The sequence below is a fragment of the Micromonospora sp. WMMD975 genome, from assembly GCF_029581215.1.
Classification (GTDB): domain Bacteria; phylum Actinomycetota; class Actinomycetes; order Mycobacteriales; family Micromonosporaceae; genus Micromonospora.
In genome coordinates, this window is sequence record NZ_CP120739.1 from 4,083,337 (window position 1) to 4,106,848 (window position 23,512).

At 69.2% G+C, this 23,512-nt stretch carries 24 protein-coding genes and 1 other RNA gene; 5 read left to right on the forward strand and 20 right to left on the reverse strand.

Translation table 11 applies throughout. The annotated features are described in order from the left end of the window. Positions 1-11: 11 nt before the first annotated feature. The 9 genes from O7613_RS17635 to O7613_RS17675 form a co-directional block, all read right to left on the reverse strand. Complete coding sequence (locus O7613_RS17635; RefSeq protein WP_282289333.1) at positions 12-590, reverse strand: HNH endonuclease; 579 nt, start codon at positions 588-590, stop codon at positions 12-14. 123 nt (positions 591-713) lie between these two features. Then, on the reverse strand, positions 714-1,910 hold the full coding sequence (locus tag O7613_RS17640; protein ID WP_282289334.1) for a tyrosine-type recombinase/integrase: 1,197 nt from the start codon (positions 1,908-1,910) through the stop codon (positions 714-716). Then, positions 1,910-2,092, reverse strand: coding sequence for a helix-turn-helix domain-containing protein (locus O7613_RS17645; protein WP_282289335.1), 183 nt, complete (start codon positions 2,090-2,092; stop codon positions 1,910-1,912). Before O7613_RS17645 ends, O7613_RS17640 begins: the two co-directional genes overlap by 1 nt. Beyond that, positions 2,092-3,846, reverse strand: coding sequence for a replication initiator (locus tag O7613_RS17650; protein ID WP_282289336.1), 1,755 nt, complete (start codon positions 3,844-3,846; stop codon positions 2,092-2,094). The genes O7613_RS17645 and O7613_RS17650 overlap by 1 nt, the downstream gene beginning before the upstream one ends. After that, on the reverse strand, positions 3,843-4,388 hold the full coding sequence (locus O7613_RS17655) for a DUF2637 domain-containing protein (RefSeq protein ID WP_282289337.1): 546 nt from the start codon (positions 4,386-4,388) through the stop codon (positions 3,843-3,845). Before O7613_RS17655 ends, O7613_RS17650 begins: the two co-directional genes overlap by 4 nt. Next, positions 4,385-4,576: a hypothetical protein gene (locus O7613_RS17660; RefSeq protein ID WP_089154624.1), complete on the reverse strand. Its 192-nt coding sequence runs from the start codon at positions 4,574-4,576 to the stop codon at positions 4,385-4,387. Before O7613_RS17660 ends, O7613_RS17655 begins: the two co-directional genes overlap by 4 nt. A 5-nt stretch (positions 4,577-4,581) precedes the next feature. Further along, positions 4,582-4,836 (reverse strand): hypothetical protein, encoded by a 255-nt coding sequence (locus O7613_RS17665; protein WP_282289338.1) that lies wholly within the window; start codon positions 4,834-4,836, stop codon positions 4,582-4,584. Next, a complete protein-coding gene (locus tag O7613_RS17670; protein ID WP_282294562.1) occupies positions 4,833-6,371 on the reverse strand; it encodes an FtsK/SpoIIIE domain-containing protein in 1,539 nt (512 codons plus the stop codon). Before O7613_RS17670 ends, O7613_RS17665 begins: the two co-directional genes overlap by 4 nt. Before the next feature lie 356 nt (positions 6,372-6,727). Beyond that, positions 6,728-7,129: a transcriptional regulator gene (locus tag O7613_RS17675; protein WP_282289339.1), complete on the reverse strand. Its 402-nt coding sequence runs from the start codon at positions 7,127-7,129 to the stop codon at positions 6,728-6,730. Positions 7,130-7,265: 136 nt separating this feature from the next. On the opposite strand from O7613_RS17675, the gene O7613_RS17680 reads away from it, so the two are divergent. Then, positions 7,266-8,108 (forward strand): GntR family transcriptional regulator, encoded by an 843-nt coding sequence (locus O7613_RS17680; protein WP_282289340.1) that lies wholly within the window; start codon positions 7,266-7,268, stop codon positions 8,106-8,108. Continuing rightward, positions 8,105-8,794 carry an HAD-IA family hydrolase gene (locus tag O7613_RS17685; protein ID WP_282289341.1) on the forward strand — a complete coding sequence of 230 codons (690 nt, stop codon included), beginning with the start codon at positions 8,105-8,107 and terminating at the stop codon, positions 8,792-8,794. Before O7613_RS17680 ends, O7613_RS17685 begins: the two co-directional genes overlap by 4 nt. A 95-nt stretch (positions 8,795-8,889) precedes the next feature. Here the strand turns inward: O7613_RS17685 and O7613_RS17690 are convergent, their stop codons facing one another. The 3 genes from O7613_RS17690 to rnpB form a co-directional block, all read right to left on the reverse strand. Continuing rightward, on the reverse strand, positions 8,890-9,102 hold the full coding sequence (locus O7613_RS17690) for an AlpA family phage regulatory protein (RefSeq protein ID WP_069088952.1): 213 nt from the start codon (positions 9,100-9,102) through the stop codon (positions 8,890-8,892). A gap of 711 nt (positions 9,103-9,813) precedes the next feature. After that, entirely contained in the window at positions 9,814-11,667 is a 1,854-nt protein-coding gene (locus tag O7613_RS17695; RefSeq protein WP_282289342.1) for a DUF6119 family protein, read from the reverse strand. A 630-nt stretch (positions 11,668-12,297) separates the two neighbouring features. Then, an RNA gene (gene rnpB, locus O7613_RS17700) (RNase P RNA component class A) lies at positions 12,298-12,709 on the reverse strand. Positions 12,710-12,898: 189 nt separating this feature from the next. On the opposite strand from rnpB, the gene O7613_RS17705 reads away from it, so the two are divergent. Beyond that, the gene (locus O7613_RS17705) at positions 12,899-13,660 is read left to right on the forward strand and encodes a sulfite exporter TauE/SafE family protein (RefSeq protein ID WP_281587305.1); all 762 of its coding nucleotides are present in this window, start codon (positions 12,899-12,901) and stop codon (positions 13,658-13,660) included. 1 nt (position 13,661) lies between these two features. Here the strand turns inward: O7613_RS17705 and O7613_RS17710 are convergent, their stop codons facing one another. After that, positions 13,662-14,885 (reverse strand): MFS transporter, encoded by a 1,224-nt coding sequence (locus tag O7613_RS17710; protein ID WP_282289343.1) that lies wholly within the window; start codon positions 14,883-14,885, stop codon positions 13,662-13,664. Between the two features lie 56 nt (positions 14,886-14,941). Between O7613_RS17710 and O7613_RS17715 the strand changes: the two genes are divergently transcribed. Next, positions 14,942-15,415, forward strand: a complete 474-nt coding sequence (locus tag O7613_RS17715) for a MarR family transcriptional regulator (RefSeq protein ID WP_281587303.1) — start codon at positions 14,942-14,944, stop codon at positions 15,413-15,415. A gap of 59 nt (positions 15,416-15,474) precedes the next feature. Here the strand turns inward: O7613_RS17715 and O7613_RS17720 are convergent, their stop codons facing one another. The 7 genes from O7613_RS17720 to O7613_RS17750 all read right to left on the reverse strand — a co-directional run bounded on the left by O7613_RS17720 (position 15,475) and on the right by O7613_RS17750 (position 22,285). Further along, entirely contained in the window at positions 15,475-17,121 is a 1,647-nt protein-coding gene (locus O7613_RS17720) for a sodium:solute symporter (protein ID WP_282289344.1), read from the reverse strand. Continuing rightward, complete coding sequence (locus O7613_RS17725; protein WP_281587301.1) at positions 17,121-17,366, reverse strand: DUF3311 domain-containing protein; 246 nt, start codon at positions 17,364-17,366, stop codon at positions 17,121-17,123. Before O7613_RS17725 ends, O7613_RS17720 begins: the two co-directional genes overlap by 1 nt. A gap of 129 nt (positions 17,367-17,495) precedes the next feature. Beyond that, the gene (locus O7613_RS17730; protein WP_282289345.1) at positions 17,496-18,725 is read right to left on the reverse strand and encodes a bifunctional RNase H/acid phosphatase; all 1,230 of its coding nucleotides are present in this window, start codon (positions 18,723-18,725) and stop codon (positions 17,496-17,498) included. Between the two features lie 5 nt (positions 18,726-18,730). Continuing rightward, the gene (locus O7613_RS17735) at positions 18,731-19,468 is read right to left on the reverse strand and encodes a C4-type zinc ribbon domain-containing protein (RefSeq protein WP_281587299.1); all 738 of its coding nucleotides are present in this window, start codon (positions 19,466-19,468) and stop codon (positions 18,731-18,733) included. Continuing rightward, entirely contained in the window at positions 19,465-20,355 is an 891-nt protein-coding gene (locus O7613_RS17740) for a Nif3-like dinuclear metal center hexameric protein (protein ID WP_282289346.1), read from the reverse strand. Before O7613_RS17740 ends, O7613_RS17735 begins: the two co-directional genes overlap by 4 nt. Before the next feature lie 102 nt (positions 20,356-20,457). Beyond that, the gene (locus tag O7613_RS17745; RefSeq protein WP_282289347.1) at positions 20,458-21,039 is read right to left on the reverse strand and encodes a flavoprotein; all 582 of its coding nucleotides are present in this window, start codon (positions 21,037-21,039) and stop codon (positions 20,458-20,460) included. 16 nt (positions 21,040-21,055) lie between these two features. Next, positions 21,056-22,285, reverse strand: coding sequence for a helix-turn-helix domain-containing protein (locus O7613_RS17750; RefSeq protein WP_281587296.1), 1,230 nt, complete (start codon positions 22,283-22,285; stop codon positions 21,056-21,058). 225 nt (positions 22,286-22,510) lie between these two features. Between O7613_RS17750 and O7613_RS17755 the strand changes: the two genes are divergently transcribed. Further along, positions 22,511-23,191, forward strand: a complete 681-nt coding sequence (locus tag O7613_RS17755; RefSeq protein ID WP_281587295.1) for a bifunctional DNA primase/polymerase — start codon at positions 22,511-22,513, stop codon at positions 23,189-23,191. Positions 23,192-23,512 lie beyond the last annotated feature (321 nt).

A 23,512-nucleotide genomic window follows, 5' to 3' on the forward strand; every position in this document is an offset into this window, starting at 1 on the left:
GCAGGGCGTCGTCAGGGCGTCTGACTTTCCGACTGGACACTGGCACCCCTCGACGGGAGGGCAGGCCAAGACGGATCGCCAGTCAGGCGCCGCACTCGCGTCGCAGCACTCTCATCGCCGTTGGTGGCAGCCCCGACCAGCCTTTCAAGCTCGACGAACCGAACGTAGGCATCGCGCAACAGCTTCGCCTTGAAGGGTGGGTTGGGAAAGCCAGCGCTTGCTCCGAACGCTCCATCGGTATACATCTGCCACCAGCAGTTCTTACGAACACCCTCGGAGACGTAGGAGATCGCAGCCTGCCTGCAAGAGAATTCGGGCATGATGTCATGGCATTGCCGGCAGAGGGGAACCAGGTTCTCAGGTTCGTTCGAGCCGCCGAGCGCCCAGTCGTGCAGATGCGCTCTCTCCAACCACCCGCTTGCCGACCTCCACACCGCAGCAAGACTTCCGTGTGTGTCGTCAACTGGCGCCAGCCAACTGCACCTGAAGCAGAACGGCTCGCCCCAGCCGATGTAATGAGCATAGAGATTGGGGAAAATCGCCTCATAACGATGCATCCAGTACTCCGCTACCCGGTACAGGCTGGGCATCGCTCCGCGACTTTGAGCCATCCGATCCTCCCGTGCGGATTCGTCACCTTGCGAGACGTTAACGCGGACGTACGACAGAGGTAGGAGCGGAGAAGGCGGATGAGGCCAGGAGAAGGCCACTGCTTACGTCGCTATTCGGTACAGGTTGTCGATGGCCTGCCGGGTGCGTTCCTCGCTGGCCGGCATCAGGTGCGTGTAGACCCGGAGCGTGAAGCCCGGATCGGCGTGGCCGAGGTACGACGCCAGGGCCTTGATGCTCTCCCCCGCGTCGAGCAGCGACGAGGCGTAGAAGTGGCGTAGCGCGTGCATGCCGGTGGCCCGGGTTGGCGTGATGCCGGCCGCCCGTACGGCGGGGCGCCAGCTCTTGTCGTCGAAGGTGTGCCGGTTGATCGCACCGCGCCGGGTGGTGGTGAACAGCAGCGGCACCGTCACCCGCTCGTCGTCGGCCGGGTTCTCCCACGGCAGGGTAAGCGACACCGGCGGGAAGTCGTCGATGTGCTGGCGCAGCACCAGGGCGACGGAGTCGGGTAGCGGTATCCGGCGGTCCCGGTCGTTCTTGGGCAGGCCGAAGACGAGCCGGGAGCGGACGAGCTTGACCTGTCGCGTGATGTGCACCCATCCGGCGTCGAGGTCGATGTCGTCGACGCCGAGCCCGAGGATTTCGCCCTGACGCAGACCGCAGCCGGCGCCCAGGTCGACCATCGCCCGGTACCGCTGGGCGAGGCCACCGCGGATTGCCGAAACCTGGTCGTAGCGCAGCGGAACTATCCGGCGCTGCACCGGTCGCGGCGGGGTGACCGACTTTGCCGAACATGGGTTCTTCGCGATTCGTTCGTCGTCGACGGCCGCGCCGAGGATGGTCCGCAGGTGCGCGAAGATGACGGCCCGGGTCGCCGGGGCCAGCTTGCCGACCAACGCGGCGTCCCACTCCCGGATGTGGCCCGGCTTGATCGCCGCCAGTTGCCGAGAGCCGAAGAACGGCAGCAGGTGCTTGCGTACCCGATGCTCGGTGACCTCCCGCGTCGACTCGTCGAAGGACCGGGTGCGCAGCCAGGTTTCGGCGTACTCGGCGAAGGTCATCCGGCCTGCCAGCGGATCGACGTAGGAGCCACGCAGCTTGTCCGTCTCGGTCGAGACCATGAACGCCTCAGCCTCGCGCTTGGCCCGGTCCGGGAAGGACTTCTTGCATTCCTTGCCGTCCGGGCCGATGTACCGCACCCGGTAGCGCAGCCCCTTGCCGAACAGTTGCGTCTTGACCCGCTCCTTCCGCCCGCCCTCGTGACGCAGCGTCTTGTACCAGCGATCCTCGACGTGTCCCATCAGGCCGCCGCCTGCTCGCGTACCCAGGCCCGGACCGTTTCCGGCTCGTAGCGCAGGTGTCGACCGACCCGGGCCGCCGGCGGACCGTACTTGACCTTGCGCCAGCGGTACAGCGTTTCCTGCGGCACCCGGAGGTACGCCGACACGTCCCGAACCGTCCACAGCTTGTCGTTGGCCGTCATCACAGCCCCTCCCCCGTCTTGTCGTCCGCTTCCGTCGTCGAGGCGTCCTCAGGCAGCTGGGCCGCGCGGTCCCTGGCGGCGAGCAGTTCCGAGCGCCAGCGGGCGCGTTCGCTGATCGACCGCAGCAGCCGGTGCGCCATCGCCGGCACGTCGGGGTCATCGGGCCGGGCAAGTTCCCAGGCGTGCCGGACCGGTTCGACGGCGGCGCCCTGGTCGTCGACGCCATCGAGGCCGACGGTTACGCCGAGCAGCGCCCGCACCCAGGCCCGCACGTCGTGCTTGTGGTCGGAGAGGGTCTTGCCGGACCAGTCGCGGGAGATGAGGATGCGCCGGCCGCCGATGCCGAGGGTGTCGCGCTGGTGGACCTTGCCCTTGCAGCGGCCGGGCTTGAGTTTCGCGTGTGCCTTCTTCGGCTGGACGCCGTAGAGCAGCCAGTTCGCGCACCGGTCGGTGCAGGGGGTCACGCGCAGTTCCCGCCACAGCCGGTCCAGGTGCGCCCGCTGCCGGTCGGTGGTCGCCTTGTGGACGTCGCCGGTGTGCTTGGTGATGTACTTCGTGACGTACCGGATGGTCCGCTCGGCGTCGGCGGTGCCGGGCATGACGCCGCGGGCGTCGACCTGGGAGCCGAAGCGGACCACGTGCACCGGTTCCGCGTCCGGGTCGGCGTCGATGGCGTCGAGCGCTTCCGTCCAGGTGGTCAACGGGCGGCGGGTGTCCGGGTCGACCCACGCCGAGGCGTCCTCGTCCCACACCGGAGGCCGGTCGACCGTGTACCGCTGGACGTCGACCGCCGGCCACCACACCTGGTGATAGGTCGCCGCCGCGACGGTGCGCAGGATGTCCCGGGGAATCGTGCCCCGGATGGCAAAGTGCGCGTGCGGAGCGAGGCGGCGTTGCGGCTCGACGCAGCCGGCGTACTGGACGTTCCAGCCCTCACACCGGCGCAGGTTCTGCCAGAACCGATCCAGCAGCCGAGGGAAGTGCACCGCATCCCACGCGGCCCGGCGGTAGTCGTACCGGTCGGGGTTGAGCGGCGTGCCGTCGGGACGGACCGGGCCGTACGAGTCGAGGGTGAGCGTCAGCCACATCGACGGCCGGTAGGTGGCCCCGTCCGCAGCGGTGTACGTCCTGCCGACCGTGCGCGGCTCGACCTTGCGGCGAGGCAGTTCCGGGGCGTCCTGCCGCCGCCGGGTGGAGCGCTTGCGGCGCGGGCCGGTGTCGTCGTCGCCCTGGTCCTCGTCGCCGGTCGGGTGCGGAGGGGCGACCCGTCCCCGGAGCCCTTCGGCCGCGATCGCCTCTTCTACTTCCCGAATCGCCTCGTCGAGGTCTTCCACCTGGTCCCACTGGCACGCTCGGGACGCCTCGTCGTGGGAGAACTCCAGGTGTGCGCGAAAGAGGATCAGGGACGCCTGTTCCTCGGTCGCCGGCTCCGGAGGCGGTAGCGGCTCGTCGTCGCGATGCCAGCCCTCCCGGATCTGGGCCTGACGCAGCCGGCGGTTCTTCTTCGCGCAGGGCGCGCACTTGTCCTCCCGGGTCGCGCCGCAGGGCAGGTCGATGACCTCGGTCCGGCCGGTGTCGAGATCCGTGCGGCGCATCGCCAGGGGACGCACGCACACGCCGTACTCGGCGGCGATCTCCTTGAGCACGTCGACCGAGCGAGGGAGCGCCATGCGGGCCGCCCGCGACCCCGGCCGGGGAGCAGCAGCCGGGGTCGGGGCGACCGGCGCGAGGCCGGGCAGCGTCGGAGCGGTCATCGGATGATCCCGACGACGTGCGGCCGGTTGGGCTGAACGGCGCGCGGAGGCAGCACCGCCGGAACGACAGCCGGCGCCGGCACGGTCGGGCGGACCGGTTCAACCTCGGTGGCTTCCGCCGGCTCTTCGTACCGGTACGCGTCCGGCTGGTCCGGCTCGACAGCCGGCGGCGTGATCGGGGCGTTGGAGAGGACGACCTTGACCAGGGCGAGGAAGGCAAGCGACGGCACCGCCGCCACGGTCCAGCCCCACACCGACGATTCGGCTTCCGCGACCTGGGCGGCGAGGGACAGCAGCGCGAACGCCACCAACAGCGAGCCGACCAGGCCGACCGGTCGACCGGCGCGACGGCGGGCGCGCAGTTCCAGACCGAGGTAGATCGTCATCAGCTCGACCGCCACCGCGTTGGCCCAGCCGATCCAGTTCGGTTGGCCGTGGGCGACGGACAGGTCATGGACGTGGGTGAAGGCGGCAGCGCCAGCCATCGCGCCGATGGCGAGCAGGATCACCAGACGTACCGCGGATTCGGTGCGCTCGGTCATCGCCACTCCCGCATGGGCTTGTCGCGGATGGTCAGGTCGATGCGGATGCGCCGGTCGGCCATGTCGGGGCGGCGGTTGACCATGTGCGCCAGGCCGTGCAGGGCGGCGGCGGTCTGGTCGGCCGGACCGACCAGGCGGATGCGCAGCGGGCGACGGAGCCGGTTGACGATGCGGGTGAGGGTGGTCATCGCGGTTACCTCCTGGCCGGTCGGATGTCGGTGCGGATGTAGTCGGGCGGGGCGCCGAGGGTGGCGACGGCTTCGGAGAGGCAGCGCCACAGCGCCCACGCCTCGTCGGGGGTCAGGGACATCCGTCGCCGGCCCGCACCGACCGCGAGATACACCGGGTACGGGTCGGGCCGCTCGTCGTCGACGCGGACGGACACGGCGGTGACCGGTTCGGGGGTGCGCAGCCGGTAGAACCGGCGACCGTTCGGGAGGGTAGTCACCGCGGCTCACCCCCGCCGTCGGAGTCGAGCAGGTTGCGCAGCGCGTCGGGCAGCAGCCGCCCGGATGGCTTACGGGGCAACGGAAGGCGTACCGGTTCGGTGGCGGTTTCCCGGCCGACCTGGGCGAGGATGTCCGAGGCGTCAGCCGGCGCCGGGAACCGCTGGGCCATGTCGCGGATGTCGTCGTCGCTGACGTACGAGAACCGGACCCGCATCGGGTCGGGGGTGCCGTCGAGGATCACGTACCCGACGCCCTTGGCCCACCGGGGCATCTGGTCCGCGAGCGCGCCCCGGTTGCGGGCACCGTCGCCGAGGACCATGTCGACCTGTGACGCCTCGGTCAGGCCGAGCGCGATGCGGGTCGGGAACAGATCCCGGAACGGCAGCACCTCCTTACGCGGATCCTGCAACGCCGCCACCACCAGCACACCGACGCCGGCACCCTGCGACAGCAACACCCCCAGCGACGACGCGATGCGCTTACGCAGCTCGACATCCTGCAAATACGCGGTCAGCGCCGCCATCTCGTCGACGACCACCACGACCAGCGGGTCCACCTCGGTCGGCGTGTGCACCCGAACGACTCCGGCCAGGCGGGTCTGACGCTCCCGCAAAACGGTCACGGCCTCGTCGAGCAGGTCCGCCATCGCCTCGAACGACTTGCACGCGAACCGGGCGAACATCGGACGGCCAAGCGCGAACTCCATCCCGCCCTTCGGGTCGACCACCCACAGACGCACCAGCCCGGAGGCGACACCGCCGCCGAGGATCCGGACCAGCGACCACAGCACCGAGCCCTTCCCCGACCGGGTGGCGCCGCCCACCAGGACGTGAGTCGCCAGCAGATGCAGTACCCAGGGCCGCAGATCCTCCCGCCGGGCCAACGGCAGCGCGGTGAAGTCCGGCACCGACGGCACCGGGAACGGCGGCACGACCGTGCGCAGCGCATCGGTACGCACCAACGCCAGATAGACCACCGTCGGCCGGTCCCGATACCGCACCCGATCCACCAGCCGCAGCACCCACGCCCATCGGCCGGCACGGGTCGGCGGGTCGCCGGGGCGTTCCGCGTAGACCCGGGCGTGGCGCCGGCCGAAGGCGTAGGCCAGGTTCGCGCTCATCCGCTGGAACTGCTCCGGCGTCTGACCCCGCACCATCCGCACCGTCAACACGTCCAGCGCCTGATCCGAGCGGACCCGCAGCAGATCAGGGAGGACGTGCCGACGGTCGAACGTCTCCGCGAGCCCGCACAGGGTCATGGCCTCACGCCACACCCGCCGGTAGACGAAGATTCGCCGGAACGCCCCCAGCAGCGGACCCGCCAGCCACGCCCACCACGACGACTCATCCCGCCAGCGCCACAACGCCGACACCATCGATGCCAGCACCAGCGGCACCACCAGGCCCAGCCAGTCGAACTCGACGTAGAGCCACAGTGCGAGGACCACCGAGGCGGTTGCCACTGGGTGTCGCAGGCACCACCACAGGAGGCGCCCGGACCAGCGCAGCACCAGGCCGAGTACCACCGCCCACATCGGCAGCTCGAATCGCTTCGGACGGAACACGATCAGGTCACCGGCCGAGGTCGTCACCACCTCACCGCGAGGCCGCCCGATCACTTGGCACCCCGCAGCGACACGAACCGACCCGACGCATCCCGGACCGGAGGAAACGGAAGCACGAGCTGCCCCACGCAGCCCTCACACCGACCGTCGGCACCGGTGGCCGGATCGAACCGCGACTGACACACGCCACACCGAGGCCAGCCACGGCCAGCCGGACGCATACCCTTGGACACGTCACTACCTCTCTCGACAGAGCAGGGGAAAGAGACACAGGGGCGGGGCTGCCGTCCGCCAAGACCTGACAGCCCCGCCCCCACCAGATGCGGCTACGCCGCCGCCTTCTTGTTGCTGGCCATACCGGCCGGCGCGCGCATCGCAGTAGCCCGCAGCGAGTACGCCATCCGGCCGTTGTTCGCCACGTACGGCGTCACCGTCATGCCCTCGAACTCCACCGCCTCGAACGGCGCACCCGTCGGCGGCACCGGCTGGTAGTCGGCGGAAATCTTCACCGTCGTCTCCCGGGAGCGCTTGCCAAGCTCCGGGTCCAGGTCCATCACCCGCACCTGCCACACCCGCTGGCCGGTCAGCTTGTCCTTGGCCGGGCTACGCCGGCCCGTCTTCTCGTCGTAGTCCTCGACCTCACCCATCGACTCGGGCACCAACGCGCACCCAGCCGGGAACACGTCCTCACAACGCACGGCGAACCTCGTACCGCCACGCAGAGCCATCGCTCAACCTCCTGATCCCACCTGGCCATCCTGACTAGCCAGGCGACGTGGATCAAAGGTAGGCCGGCTTGGCTAGTCATGTCAACGACAGTGTCGGAACTTTCCTAGCCTGGCTAGTCAGCGGTACCGTCCGTCCATGGCTCTTGACCCAGACGACCCGCGCACACCGTCGCAGCAGATTGCGGCCACTCTCCGCGCAGAGATCAAGACCGGGAAGTTCGCGCCCGGTGAGAAGCTGCCGTCGCAACACGACCTCGTCGAACGGTTCAGCGTCGCCCGCGAGACGATCAAGGCCGCCTTGCGGAAGCTGCAAGACGAGCGGCTGATCGTCACCCGTCAGGGCAGCGGCACCTTCGTCCGCGCCAACACCGAACGCCCGGTGGGACTACGGCCCCACATCGAGCGAGCGTTCGAGGCTACGAACGTCACGATCGACTTCGCCGGCTTCTCCGGAGAGACGCTGTACAACGCGATCCAAGAGACCTTGGACAAGGTCCGCATCGGTCGCCTTACGCCGGAGTCCATCCGGGTACGCGTGCTGATCTCCGACATGACCGCCCCGATGGCGATCCCTTGCCGCGCCGAGGACCAGGCCGACGACCCCGGCATCCGCGCCCGAGCCCGCCGGATCACTGACCGGTCCATCCACGCCGTCACTGACGCTGTCCAGGAGCTTGCCGACCTCGGATTGGTCAAGACCGCCACCACTGAGGTACGCGTCCACAACGCGGCGCCCCTGTTCAAGCTGTTCATCATCAACGAGCAGGAAGCCTTCTTCGGCTTCTATCCCGTCGTCGAGCACACCGTCTTCGTGGACGGCAAGCCGATGGCGATCTACGACGCGATGGGCAAGGACGCGATCCTCTTCCCGTTCACGCCCAGCGACGAGGACACCAGCAACGACGCCCTCTACGTCGAGCAGGCCCGCGCCTGGTTTGACAGCCTGTGGGGCACCATCGCCCGTGAGTACGCCTCGTGACCGCCGCCGATCTGGCCAAGGTGATCGACCGCGCCCGAGTGATCCTGCTCGACTTCGACGGCCCCGTGTGCAGCATCTTCGCCCAGCGTCCCGCGCCGACCGTCGCCCACGAGCTGCGCCGGCTGCTCGTCGACCAGGGCGTGACCCTGCCGCCCGAGATCCTGGCCGAACGCGACCCGCTCGTCGTGCTCCGCTTCACCGCAACGCTTGGGCGCCCGGCCGTCGTCCGCCTGATCGACCAGGCCATGACCCGCGAGGAAGTCACCGCGGCCCGCACCGCCACGCCTACGCCGTACGGCCGAGAGGTCATCGTCGCCGCCCAGCAGACCGGCCGTCGGGTCGCCGTCGTCTCGAACAACTCGGCCAAGTCCGTCCACGCCTACCTGAGTGCCCGCCGACTGAGCGGCTACGTACACCCGGTCATCGGACGGCCCGAGGCGGCACCGGAGCGCATGAAGCCGGACCCGTTCCCCGTACTGGAAGCCGTCCGGGAGTTGGGCGCCGAGCCTGCGGAATGCGTCCTCGTCGGCGACTCGGAGACCGACATTGAGGCCGCTCATGCCGCCGGGATCGCCGCCATCGGGTACGCCAACAAGCCCGGCAAGCGCGAGCGGTTCGCCGCCGCCGACGCCGTCATCGACAGCATGGCCGAGCTGGTGTCGGCGTTCGCCGTCGACGAGCTGTAGCACCCACCGCACACGAGCGCCCCGGGGATCATCACCGGGGCGTTTCTCGTTGTCTCGGTTCGAAGCTGGCGCCCTCCGCGAGGGACGACTACGAGCTAGTCCAGATCCCCGCGCCTGGCAGCGATCCACGCCTCAACATCCTCGGCAAGCCAGACGTTGCCCATCTGAAGCGTGGCCACAGGCTCAGGGAAGTCGCGCCGGTTAGTGATCTGATAGACGCGCTGTCGGGAGACGCCACCGAGCATGGTTCGGATCTCGCCCGAACCGACCAGCCGCAGCTTCTTGCCCATGACGCTGACGCTAGGCATCCGTCGACTAGGCATGTATCAACTTGGCGGAGACCTAGTTAATGGCCGCTCTAGTCGTTTACTCTTTACGCATGACTAGGTTCAAGTGGTTCCAGCGCCCTGATCATCCAGTCGACTACGTAGCCGGCGAGCCGGCTTCATCCACAAGCACGAGGCAGGCACACAAGTGGATCGGCCGGGCCGCCGTTCCTGCCCCAGAGAAGCCGTTGATGACCAGAGCCGGCGCTCTGCGTTCGTCAGCCGCCCTCAAACGCCTCAACCAGAGGTGAGCCGTGCTGGTCCCCGAGCAACAGCAAGAACCCCCGTTCCCAGTCCTGATGGCAGGCTACGTCGTCGACTTCCATCACCGGTCGGTCTGCTCGAAGTGCTCCGACGACGGGTGCCCCCGGCTAACTGCGGCTGGCGAGACCATACGTGACTGGAGAAACAGGAAGAGCCGCCGTGAAAGCCGGTGACGTCCTATATCTGACCAGTTCAGCGAGCCCACAATTCACACAGCCGATCCGCTGTCGCCTAATCAAGATTCGCACAGACCTTCAGACATATGATGGATGGACATGGCTTGACGGTTACCAACTCAACGAAAAAGGCGAAGCCATAGCTCGCAGAGAGTTATTCGTCTTTAAAAAAGGAGTACGGGTCGTTTTGATAAACGGGAAACCCTATCCAGGGCAATAGAAGGGTTGCGGAAACAAATTACTTTACGGGGCCTCAAAATAGCCTCATACTTTCGCTGCGATCATCACCATGGCCACGCTTCGCCCCACCCTCACTCTTCCCTCGGCGGGAGGCTGTAACAACCCCAGGCTTAATTAGATTAATTTTCGCAACCGCGATGCCCAATCCAGCGCCACGAATAGCGCGCTCAGCAAGGTCGAGGTTGACTTTGCTGAAAAAGAACAATGAGTCCACGAGCCTTCCAGGCTTGTCGGTCGCTATTGCGAAAACGACCTTCCAGCTTCCCAGGTCTCCCATCCTAGGGGCCGGCACCAACTTGCCGAAGTGCTGCATGACAGCACTCTGGTACTGCCTATTATCCCTAAATAGCCGCGCAGACACCGAGCCTTGCGCAAAAAGGTGAGAAAGGGTAGGCGAAGAACGGGTCATCTTCTTGACGCAAATCAGTTCTTTGCGCCGTGTGAGCAGATCGCAAATTTCTACCTTCAGATTCCTTCCCCCCTTGTTGTAGAAGAGTGACTGATCCAAAACAACATGATCAATGTCGCCTTCCAACGCTTCGAGGTTGTAGTCTTCTTCATCCTCCGCCCCGGCGAACCAAGAGCGCAGCGATAACTCATCCGTCAAGTCAGGAATTCGACGAATCCGTTCCTGCAAATCCACGAGGTGGTCTCTATCAATTCGGTACCATGCACCAGCGCATGGCGCGTACATACCTGCGCCCACTTCAACCTCAGCCACGGCGTACGGCATGAGTGAAGTCTTGATAGGATTCTCGACGCCCTCGTAGTAAGCATAAACTTGAAGTGACGTCATCGGATCAGGAACGTCCCACTGAGAAACGACCTTCAAGACAGCATCCTTGCTTATCTGACCCTGAACTTGATAGGACTTTCGACCCCACTTAAGAAGAACACGATCAGGGCTAGGCATCCGATCCGAATCGGGGTTCATGAACTCTATATCCTCGCCACCCGACAGGATTTTCGCGTCCAGCTTTGCTCTAAGCTTCGAGTGGAGTTCGCCTATCGTGCGGGGGACGCGAGTAAAGTAATCCAAGAACGGAAATTTGTCTTTATACTCTCGCGAATCATACGCCGCGACTACTTCATCAAGCTTTTCCGGCAATGATCTATAACTGAAAGATTTCATCGTAAGCCGCAGGGAATCGCCTCCCGCTATCCCTGTGCCGATTTCTTCCGGCGGCTTTCCTTCCAAATACCGCACGAGATCAGCGGTAGGCTCGATGCCAAGTTTGTGCAGGGAGCCAGCCGACGGCATCGAGATCACTTGACTCCGGCCCGAGCCGACAATCGCTCGCGTATCCACACCTTTCAGCGATTCAGGGTCAATCACATTTGCCGCTACCCTCAGGCCGAATCCAGCCTCAATTGAACTTGAATCAACCGCGTGGCGACCCGTGCCGTAGACGAGCAAGAAGCGGTGACCGCCTCGCTCTATTAGGACTAATGCCCCCGTGCTCTGATTTTTGAGCCCAATGATCTCTTCCGCAGCTTGGTCAAGCGCCAGCAGCATCAAGTCCTTCTGCCACTTTGGAACGTTCACCTTGGCAGTCTTGACATAAAGCCGGATTTCCAGACCGGCTATCTCCTTGACAGGAACCTGCTTATATTCCTCATCGACCACAGCCCTTAGGCCCCAGTCGCCCTCGTCGAGATCATCGCGAAGCTTGAACAGGACTAGATCCACTCTTCCTCCCAACGACAAGGAATAGGTCAGGCTAACGGACCAGCCGCCGTCGGAATTTCCAAGATAGCCGTCTTGAGCCCCCTGTGGGGCATCTTCCAGATTTGATGAAGCACGCAGTCGCCGTTCAGTCGGAATAGTGACGGCACGCTTGACGATCGGCCAGCGCGTCAGGCCCATAACGGCACTGCAACGATGGGACCAACTTAGATAGGTCTGTCGCGCCAATCCGCCCTGATCGACTGCCCGGTCGACAGAGTGCCTGGTCGAGGAATTGCCGAATAGATCTTTTGTAGATCAAGGCACCGCGCTCCGCGCGGTGCGGGCGGCAAGCCCGGCCGGCGGCAATCCGCCCCGGCCGCCTACGGCGCCGGGGCGGTGAGCCGCCGACAGCCGCCGGGACACCGCCCCACGGGAAGAGGAACCAGCCTCAGCGAGGCCGTGACGGAAGCCAGCGGGGCCGCTCTGGTCGGGTGTCGGGGCTTCCGTCTGCCGCGCCAGTCCAACCCCGGGACTGGCTTGCCACCGGATCACCGGGTCGCCGGCACCAGCTCCACCGCCAGGACGTGCCCGACATCCGCGACAGCCGGCGGCAGCGGCAGAGGTCCGGCGCCGGCCGGCAGACGCTCAGGACGAGGCAGGGCGTAGGCCGGATCCGAGGTTGGCTGACCCAGCACTCAGGCCGTCTCCAGGCCGTCTCAGGCCGTGGCCAGGCCGTCAAGCGTCACCCAACGATGACCAAGGTCAACCAACAGCACCGGATAAACGACCAGCTCAGAGCCTTGATCAGGTCTCTGAGCTGGTGGGCGACGGACGAGTCGACCTGTACGCCGGATTTTGTGCCCGGCACGCCCGTAGGCGCGCCGGCGGCGGCCATCCATCTCGGCCTGCCGTTGCCGGCAGGCTCCAGCGGCCTACCCGCAGACATCGGACGGGCAGCCCTCAAGCGTCTGCGCGGGTCGTCATCTTGCGGTGACGGCCCTTTCTTGGCCTTGCTCCGGGTGGGGTTTACCGAGCCACCCCGGTCACCCGGGGTGCTGGTGGGCTCTTACCCCACCGTTTCACCCTTACCGTCCCGTGTATGGGCCGGCGGTTTGTTTTCTGTGGCACTGTCCCGCGGGTCGCCCCGGGTTGCCGTTAGCAACCACCCTGCCCTGTGGAGTCCGGACGTTCCTCGGCGACGGGCCGCAGGGCCCGCCGACGCGACCGCCCGGTCGACTCGTCCGTCGCGCCCTCATCCTAACGACGCGCCCACCGTCCCCATTTCCGCCCCGGCGGGCAGGAACCCAACGCCAGTTCGGCGAGGTGGCGGTATCCGACGGTCGGGGATGCCGCCACCTCGCCGACCTGGCGAAGTAGGCCGCGAGCGAGGGCGGCACCGAGGCCATCGTCGTACTAGCCTCGGGGGATCATGGATCTCTCGGACGTCGCGCTGCTGCTCGTCGCCGGCGTGGCCGCGGGCACGGTGAACGCGGTCGCCGGCGGCGGCTCCCTGATCACGTTCCCGGCGTTGATCGCGACCGGCCTGCCGCCGGTGGCGGCCAACGTCTCGAACTCGGTTGCGGTCTTCCCGGGGTACGCGGCGAGCGTTGCCGGCAGCCGGGCGGATCTGCCGCGCGGGCGGGCGCTGTGGTCGCTGCTGCCGACCGCGGCGGTGGGCACGGTGCTCGGATGCGTGCTGCTGCTGGCCACGCCGGCCCGCGCGTTCGAGCTGGTGGTGCCGTTCCTGGTGCTCGGCGCGACGGCGGTGCTGGCGTTCCAGGATCCACTGCGCCGGCTGGTCGGCCATCCGGCGCGGATGAGCCCGCGCCGCCGTACCGTCACCGTGCAGACCATGGTCCTGGTCGGCACGGTGTACGGCGGCTATTTCGGCGCGGCGCTCGGGGTGATGCTGGTGGCCGGGCTGGCCCTGGTGCTGGATGCCACGCTGGCCCGGGTCACGGCGGTGAAGAACCTGCTCTCGGCCGTGGTGGGGCTGACCACGCTCGTGGTGTTCGCCCTGTTCGGCCCGGTGCAGTGGGTGGCCGTCGCGGTGGTCGCGCCGGCCACCCTGATCGGTGGGTACGCGGGCGCCCGGCTGGCCCGCCGGCTGCCGGCGGTGGTGTTGAAGACGGTCATCGTGGTGTTCGGTACGACGATCGGCCTCTACCTGCTGTGGCGCGCGCTGACCTGAGTCAGTACGCCTCCCCCACCGGCTCCTCCGGGGCGTGTTCGGCGGTGCGGGCGGCCCGGTTCCAGATCAGCCGTTCGCCGTAGCCGGCCGCCATCAGGTGGCCGAAGGCGAGGTAGACGAGCACGCCCACGGCGAGCACTCCGAAGCCGACCCAGAACGGCAGCGCGAGGCCGTGTTCGGCGAGCTTGCCGGAGATGATCGGCGCGGGCGCGGCGGCGCCCCAGCGGACCAGGTTGAACGCGCCGGTGGCGACGCGGCGGTCGGCGGAGCCGAGGCCGAGCGCCAGGTCGGTGAGGTTGGCGTTGGCCAGGCCCATGAACAGGCCGGCGACGACCAGGACGACGAGCGCCATGGCGGTGCCTGTGGAGGTGGCGAACAGGACCATGCAGAGCAGCAGGCCGAGGATGGCCACGCCGACGGTCTGTACGGCGCCGATGCGGTGCGCGAGCCGGTGGCCGATCAGCAGGATGCCGGCGGCCAGGCCGAGGCCCCAGCCGGTGAACGCCAGGCCCAGCGGGATGACGTCGAGGTGCAGGAACAGCGGCGTGTAGCCGAGGACCACGAAGAAGACGAAGTTGTAGGCGGCGGTGACCACGCAGAGCGTGATGAACGCGGGTTTGCGGTAGGTGGCGAAGATCTGGCCGACGCGTACCGGTGCCTGCTTGTTCGTGGGTTCGCGGAGCTTGCGGGAGGCGACGGCGAGCGCGAGCACCATGAACACGCCGCAGACGAAGAACGGCAGCCGCCAGCTCACCTCGCCGAGCAGGCCGCCGATCAGCGGGCCGACGGCGAAGCCGAGGCCGAGCGCGGTCTCGAAGAGGCCGACCACCCATTCCCGGTCGTTGGCGAGGTTGACGAGCACGACCATGGCGGTGGCGAAGAACATCGCGTTGCCGAGTCCCCAGACGCCGCGCAGCACGGAGAGTTGAACGATGTCGTTGCTGAACGAGGCGAGGATGGCGGCGAGGCCGACCACCGAGACGCCGGTGATGAGGACCGGTTTGAAGCCGAACTTCCCGCTGGCCAGGGTGGCCGGGATCATGCCGACGGCCATCACCGCGATGTACGCGGTGAAGAGCAGTTCGACCTGCCAGGCGGTGACGCCGATGGCCTCGCCGATGGCGGGCAGGATGGGGTCCACCACGGCGATGCCGGCGATGGCGAGGAACGCCACGAGCGTGGTGGCGTAGATGGCACTGCGGTTGGGCTCGGATCGCCGATCCACTCCGCAACCTCCCAGATAGCTGTATCGTACAGGTAATTTCCTTGTATCATACAGCTATGAGCGATGACGCCGACGTTGGCGCGAAAGAGATCACACTCGGTCGGATCGAGACCGAGGTGGCGTTGTTGATGCGGCTGGGCGAGGCCACCCGGCGCGGCACCGGCTCCGTCGAGCACCGGCTGCTCGACCGCGCCGCGTACGTGATCCTGCGGCACCTCGACGACGCCGGCCCGCAGAACGTCTCCGCGCTCGCCGCCCGGCTGAACCTGGACGGGTCCACGGTCACCCGGCAGGTCTCCGCGCTTCAGCGGGACGGGCTGATCGCGCGTACCCCCGACCCGGTCGACGGACGCGGCACGGTGATCTCCGCGACGCCGGCCGGGCTCCAGCGGATGGCGGCCGTGCAGGCCGCCCGCACCCGGCTCTACGGCGAGATGCTCGCCGCCTGGTCCGACGCCGACCGCGACACCCTGGCGGAGTTGCTGCACCGCCTGAACGAGGCGCTCGACGCCCGCAACCGCCGCCGCTGAGGCGGTTGTTAAGCGGGGCCCCCGCCTATGCAGAATGCGTTAAGCGGGGGCCCCTCCTTCTACGCCACCGGTTCCGGCGCGGAGTCCGCGCGCTCGGCGGAGGCCCGCGGCGTCCCCTCATCGGCGAAGTAGTCGTCAGGCGTGGTGCCGTCCGGGCCGTCCGCCACCTTCGCCGCCCGCAACGCAAGCGTGCCGAGCGCGGCCACCACCAGGTTCACCAGCACCGCCACGATCCCCACGTAGATCGTCTTCTTGGTGTCGAAGCCGAAGTCGGAGAGCGGGAACGCCGAGCCGGCGAAGTGCTTCTTGCCGGTCGCCGGGTTGCCGACCTGGTAGAGCATCCACATGCCCAGGCCCATGCCGGCCACCCAGCCGGCGATCAGCGCGTCCCGGTGGAACCAGCGGGTGTAGAGACCCAGCGCCACCGCCGGCAGCGTCTGCAGGATGATCACGCCGCCGATGAGCTGGAGGTCGATGGAGAACTGCGGATCGAGGAAGACGATGCACGCCACCGCGCCGACCTTCACCACGAGCGAGGTGATCTTCGAGACGTTCGCCTCCTGCGCCGGGGTGGCGTCCCGCTTCAGGTACTCCTTGTAGATGTTGCGGGTGAACAGGTTCGCCGCCGCGATCGACATGATCGCCGCCGGCACCAGCGCGCCGATGCCGATCGCCGCGTACGCCACGCCCGCGAACCAGTCCGGGAACTGGTTGTCGAACAGCAGCGGCACCACCGTGTTGCCGTCCACGCTGCCGGCCTTCGCGCCGGGCAGCGGCTTCACGTCCGCCGCGATCGCCATGTAGCCGAGCAGCGCGATCAACCCCAACAGCAGGCTGTACGCCGGCAGCGCCGACATGTTCCGCTTGATCACGTCGCGGTTCCGGCTGGCGAGCACGCCGGTGATGCTGTGCGGGTACAGGAACAGCGCCAGCGCCGAGCCGAACGCCAGCGTCACGTACTGGAGCTGGTTGTTGGCGTTGAGCAGGATGCCGTCGCCCGGCGCCGGACTGGCCTGGAACTTCGCGTCGGCGGCGTCGAAGATGCTGCCCCATCCGCCCAGCTTGTAGGGCAGATAGACGACCGCCACCAGGATCACGACGTAGATCAGCGAGTCCTTGACGAACGCGATGAGCGCCGGCGCGCGCAACCCGGACTGGTAGGTGTAGGCCGCCAGGATCGCGAACGCGATGATGATCGGCAGGTGCCGGGCCACCGCGCTGTCGCCGGTGACGCCCATGGTCTTGAGCACCGCCTCGATGCCCACCAGCTGCAACGCGATGTACGGCATGGTCGCGACGATGCCGGTGATCGCGACCAGCAGCGCCAGGACCGGCGAGCCGAACCGGTGGCGGACGAAGTCGGCCGGGGTGACGAAGCCGTGCCGGTGCGACACCGACCAGAGCCGGCACAGCACCAGGAACACCATCGGGTAGATGACGATCGTGTACGGCACGGCGAAGAACCCGGCCGCGCCGGCCCCGAAGATCAACGCCGGCACCGCCACGAACGTGTACGCGGTGTAGAGGTCACCGCCGACCAGGAACCAGGTGATCCAGCCGCCGAAGCTGCGCCCGCCCAACCCCCACTCGTCGAGGTGGCCCATGTCCTGCGGCCGGCGCCACCGGGCCGCCACGAAACCCATGGCGCTCACCAGCAGGAACAGCACGGAGAAGACGATGATCTCGGTGAGGTGGTCACGCCACATCAGTGGTCACCCCGCTTCTTCTTCGTCATCTGGTAGACGAGCGTCGTGGTGCCGACGCCGAGCAGGATCCAGGCCAGTTGCAGCCAGTAGAAGCGCGGGAACCCGAACAGCCGGGGCGAGTCGGCGTTGAAGAGCGCCGGGATGAGCGGCACCACGATCGGGATGAGGAGCAACCAGTTCCAGGGACTCTTGTCCTTCGCCCGGGAACGCGCCGTGTCAAGCGCCTCCGGTTCCGGTGCGGCCATGTGACACCCTCCGGCAAGTCGTAGCCATGTGACGGCCGGAGGCTACGACCCTGTGACCGCGGTCACGTTCAAGACATCGATGTCGATGCGCCGAACGGTGGCCCGGATGCGCCGAACGGCGGCGTACCGTCAGAGATCGCCGAGGTGGGAGGTGTCGTTGACCGAGCGGACCGCGACGCCGCCGTCCGGATACAGGTCGAGCACCGAGACGCCCGCGGTGTCCAGGTAGAGCCGGTGCAGGAACGCGTCGCCGGCGGCGAGCGCGTCGCGCAACACCAGCTTGATCGGCGAGACGTGCGAGACGACCACGACAGTCTCCCCCGGGTACGCCGACCGCAGCCGGTCCACCGCCCGGCCGGTGCGTTCGGCGACCGCCGTGAACGACTCGCCCTCCGGCGGCGAAACCCGGGTGGAGGCGAGCCAGGCGTCCAACTCGCCCGCCCAGCCCTCGCGTACCTCGGCGAAGGTGTGCCCCTCCCAGACGCCGAAGTCACACTCGATCAGGTCGTCGTCGGTGCGTACCGGCGGGTTGCCGACCCGCGCGGCGACGGCTTCCGCGGTCGCCGTACACCGGCACAGCGGCGAGCTGACCACGGCCGCGACGGACGGCGCCAGCTCGGCCACCCGGGCGGCGGTGGCCTCGGCCTGGGCCCGGCCCCGCTCGGTGAGCGGCACGTCGCCCCGGCCGGAGTAGCGCTTCTGCACGGTGCGCTCGGTCTCGCCGTGCCGCACCAGGATCAGCCGGGTGCCCTCCTCGGTCGGGCGCGGCTCCCAGGAGGCGGGGGTGGTGGCCGGGTCGGTGCCGGTGGCCTTCGCGACGGCCGCCTGCTGGCCGCTCGGCGCAGTCCCGACGGTGGCGGTCCCGGTCGGCGCGGTCCCGGCGGTCGGCGCGCCACCGAGAGTCGCGGTCCCGGTCCGCGCGGTTCCGGTCGGCGCGGCGGCGCCGGCCGCGGCGGCGTCCATGGCGGCGTTCGCCAGGGCGTCGGCGTGCCGGTTGCGTTCCCGGGGGATCCAGGTGAAGCGGACCGCGGCGAACCGGCCGACCAGCCCGGCGGCCTGGGCAGCGAGCGGGCGCAGCCCGGGGTGCTTGATCTGCCACCGGCCGCACATCTGCTCGACCACCAGCTTGGAGTCCATCCGCGCCTCGACCTCGGCCGCGCCCAGCTCGGCGGCGGCCTCCAGCCCGGCGATCAGGCCGCGGTACTCCGCCACGTTGTTGGTGGCCGTACCGATCCCCGCCGAGCGTTCGGCGAGCACCTCACCGGTCTCCGGGTCCCGGACCACCGCGCCGTAGCCGGCCGGGCCCGGATTGCCCCGGGAGCCGCCGTCGGCCTCGATCACGACCGCGCGCACCGCCACGACGGCTACAGTCCCGACTCGTTGGTCCGGACCATGATCCGCCGGCATTCCTCGCAGCGGACCACGTCGTCCGGGTCCGCCTTGCGGATCCGGGCCAGGTCGGCGCCGGAGAGCTCCAGCCGGCAGCCGCCGCAGCGACCGGCGGTGAGCAGCGCGGCGCCCAGCCCGGTGTCCTCGCGGATCTTGTCGTAGAGGGTGACCAGGTCCGCCGGCAGGTCACCGGCGAGCGGCTGGCGGGAGGTCCGTTTGAACTCCTCCTCCTTGGCGATCTCGGCGAGCGCGTCGTCGCGGCGCTGCTCGGCCGCCGTCCGGCGCTCCCGGGCCTCGGCGATCCGTCCCTCGATGCCGTCGAGTACGCCCTGCGCGGTCTCCCGCTGCTCCATCAGCTCCAGCTCGGCGTCCTCCAGGTCGCTCTGCCGGCGGTTGAGCGAGACCAGCTCGTGCTGGAGCGCCTCCAGCTCCCGGGCCGGGCCGCTGCCCGAGGCGAGCCGGGCCTCGTCCTTGCTCTTGCGTGCCCGCACCTGGTCGACGTCCTTCTCCAGCCGGGCGATGTCCCGGTCCAGGTCGTCGACGGCCACCTGAGCGCGGACCCGCTCGTCCTCCAGCGCCGACAGCTCGCGCGCGAGCGCCTCCAGCTCGGCCCGTTCCGGCAGGCTCCGGCGGCGGTGCGCGAGCTGGGCCAGCGTGGTGTCGATGGCCTGCAGGTCGAGCAGGCGACGCTGCACCTTCGGGTCAGCCTTCACGGTCGGGGCTCCTTGTCGTCCGGTCGGGGCGCGGCGGCGTGCACGGTCCACGGGTCGGTGTCCAGGTCGGACACCACGGTCTCGACGCCCAGCTCGTCGGCCAGGTGGGCGGCCAGGTCGTCCAGCCACGGCCGTTCGGTCGCCCAGTGGGCGGCGTCCAGCAGGGCCGGGCCGCCGGCGGCGAGGTGTTCGCCGGCCGGGTGGTGGCGCAGGTCCGAGGTGAGGAACGCGTCCACCCCGGCCGCAGCCGCCTCGGCGAGGAAGCCGTCCCCCGAGCCGCCGCTGACGGCGAGGGTACGAACCATACGCCCGGGATCCCCCGCGGCGCGAACACCCCAGGCGGTGACGGGGAGCACGGCGGCGGCCAGCCGGGTCAACTCGGCCAGGGTCATCGGCGTGGGCAGCTCGCCGATCCGGCCGATGCCCCGACCCGACCCGTCGGCGGTGTCCTGGCCCGGCCCGTCGGCGGGTGAGGCGGGGCGGGGTGGGTGCAGTGGGCGCAGCCCGGTCAGCCCGAACCGGGCGGCCAGCGCGTCGGACACGCCTGGGGCGGCCACGTCGGCGTTCGTGTGCGCCACGTACAGCGCGACGTCCGCCTTGATCAGCCGGTGCACGATCCGCCCCTTGTACGTGGTGGCGGCCACCGAGGAGACGCCACGCAGCAGCAGCGGGTGGTGCGCGACGATCAGGTCGGCGCCGGCGGCGAGCGCCTCCTCCACCGTCTCCGGGACCACGTCGATCACGCAGGCGACCCGCCGCACCGGGCGGTCGGGCTCGCCCAGCACCAGACCGACCCGGTCCCATTCCTCGGCCCAGGCGGGCGGATAGCGGCGGTCCAGGGCGGCCACCACGTCGGCGACCGTGGGCGGCGATCCGGTTGTGCTCACGGCCGGCCAGCTTACCGGCGTCCGGCGGTCGGCACGTCCACGGCGGTTAAGCGGGGGCCCCGGCACAACCGAATGCGTTAACAAGGGGCCCCGGCTTACACCTCAGGCGACCGGCGCGACGGGCGCGACCGCTTCGCGCAGGGCGTCCAGGCCGGCCGCCCAGGGGAAGGCGTCCAGGTGCCGCTCGCCGGTCCCGGGCGGATGCAGGCGTACGACGTCGTCGCCGAAGACCACCCGGACGCCCCACTCGGCGAGCCGGGCCAGGCTGGCCCGGAACGCCGGGTGCGCGGCCATCGCCGAGTTCGTGAACGGGACGGCCGCGATCGGCACCCCGAGCCCCTGCGCCTCGACCAGCAATCCGAGCGCGAGGGTGTCGGTGATGCCGGCCGCCCACTTGTTGACCGTGTTGACCGTCGCCGGGCAGACCAGCATGGCGTCCGCCGGGGGCAGCACGTCCAGGTCACCCGGGTTCTTGTAGTGCGTACGGACCGGGTTGCCGGTCTGCCGGGCCAACGCCGTACGGTCGACGAACTTCGCGCCGTCCGGCGTGGTGACCACGCAGACCATCCAGCCGTCCGACTGGGCGAGGTCGACCAGCCGGCCGACGTGACGGGCCAGCGGCGAACCGCAGGCGATGACGTAGAGCACCCCGCGGTGCCCGTTGCTGGTGTACGGACCGCTCATCGGACCCGACCCGCGCTCATACTCCGACTCCCATGTGCTCAGCCAACTCCGCGATCGGCAGAGGGGGCGCACCCCGTGTGCGACGCAGCACGTCCGACATCAACTCGTGGGCGATGGGCCGGCAGCGGATCTCCGAGGGCGCGAGCCGGTCGCCCTGCAACAGCATGTCGCCGGCGCTGGCGACGTCACCGATCTGGGCGTACCCCCGGGCCAGGTCGAGCAGGTGGTGCGCGCGCCGCTCGGGCAGCAGCGCGTTGAACGCGTGCTCGTTGAGCTGCTGGTGCGTCTCCACCGCCCGCCCGCCGTCACCCAGCTCGACCGCCGCGGCGGCCCGGTGCAGCTCCAGGTTGGTCGGGCCGAACGACGTCCAGTAGTGGTTGTGGTCGCCGCCGACCAGGACGGCCGCCTCCGCGGCGCCGCTGAGCAGGTCGTCCACGGTCGCCGAGTCACCGATCCGGGCGGCGGCCATCGCGCCCTGGAGCAGCAGCATGCCGTAGACCGAGAGGCGCTTGGGATCGTCGGCCTGGTCGCCGCCGGACGCGAGCCGGTCGGCGATCCGCACGTTGAGTTCCAGCGCCGGGCGGGGGCGGCCCATCGCGACCAGGGCGTTGCAGACCCGGGTGGTGGCGATGCCGGCGAGCAGGGGGTCGTCGGCCCGCTGGGCCACCGCCATCGAGCGGTCGGCGGCCAGCCAGGCCAGGTTGCACTCGCCCAGCTTGCGCAGCACCGAGGAGGCGATCTGGTAGACCTGCGCGAGCAGGTGCGCGGCCTCGCGGCCCTGGTCGTCACCGCCGTACACGGCGTCGGCGGCCTGCGCGTCACGCAGCAGCTTGGGCAGCGCCCGGGTGAGCATGCCGTAGCGGCCGTACTGGTAGGTGAGCCAGGCGTGGTTGACCGCCTTGCGCATGTCGGCGAGCGGCGGCGGGAAGGGCGCCGCGTCGAAGTAGGCGCTCAACGAGTCGTAGCGCTCCAGGGCGGCGCGGATCTCCTCCACCTCGACCTGGTCGATGCAGTTGAGCGCGTCGGTGCGCCGCTCCGGGTCCTTGCCGTGCAGCAGTTGCACGTCGATCCGGAGGATGTCGGCGATCTCGTAGAGCACGGAGAACTTGTCCAGCCGGCGGACGCCGCGCTCCACCTTGTCCACCCAACTCTTCGACTTGCCGAGCCGGTCCGCGAAGACCTGCTGGGACATCTTGCGGCGGCTCCGCCAGTAGGCCACGCGCCGGCCTATGGGTAGTTCGTCCATCCGTGCTTCCTCCCCCGGTCGGCGCCGGCAGCCAACCCGATGTCCACCAGGTTTTCCCTGGTCGCACAGGTTGTACGTCAGCCGTCCGGCCAGTCCTCATAGTTTTCGTGCAAGTTGCACCAGCCGTTCGCCAACTCAACGACCGTGGGTTACGGCAGTGACGGTTTTCGACGTATTGCGGTTCTCGACGATGTGGCGGTGGACGGTTCGGTGGGACGAGAGGGGATGGCACACATGTGGGGGAACGTCCGACCGCGCGTCGCTCACCTGACACCGCTGGAGCGGGTGCGACTGCGCCGGGTCGCCGTCCGGTACGCGCTGCACGGCTGGCCGGTCACGCCCGGCGCCTGCCTGGCCAACCGCCGCTTCGTCTGCGGCCGGGCCGGCTGTCCCACCGTCGGCTGCCATCCGGCGCTTGAGGACTGGGACCACGGGGCGAGCGCCGACCCGGCCCGGGTGGCCACCTGGTGGCGCAACCGTCCGCACGGGGTGCTGCTGCCCACCGGACGCGCGTTCGACGTGCTGGAGGTCGCCGCCCACCTGGGCCGGCGGGTGCTGGCGACGGTCGCCACCCACCCGGCGGGCTTCGGCGTACGCGGGCCGGTGCTTGTCACCCCGACCGGGAGGTGGATGTTCCTGGTCCGCCCCGGCGACCCGCTGCGGCCGGAGCTGGAGCACTGCTTCCACGTGGTGCGGCACGGCACCGGGTCGTGGATCCCGGCCCCGCCGACCCGGCTGCCGGAGGGGACGGTGCGCTGGGCGGTCGCCCCGGAGCAGGCCCGCTGGCAGCTCCCCGACTCCTACCTGGTGCAGAACGCGCTGATCGAGGCGTTGCGGGCGGCCGGGGTCACGCTCACTCCGGAACTGCTCCCCGGCCACCTGCCACTGCCCCGGCGCGGTCGCTGACCCACGCCGGTCGCCGGCTCGCGGCCGGTCACTGACCCGCAGCCGGTCGCCGGCTCGCGGCCGGTCGCCGGCTCGCGGCCGGTCGCCGGCTCGCGGCCGGTCGCCGCCGGAGACGGTTGCCCGACAGCGACCTCCCCGGCACCGGCCTCGTTGTGTCTGGCGAGGCGCGTACGCGCCAGAGCGGGGGTTTGAGGATGTCCAAGGACGACGCGGCCCGCCACACCGGCGGCACCGAACCACCACGGCACCGCCGCCGCCCGCACCCCTGGGGCTTCACCCGCCCCCGGGGCGCCCGCCCCCCAGGCGGCTCCCGCCCGCCAG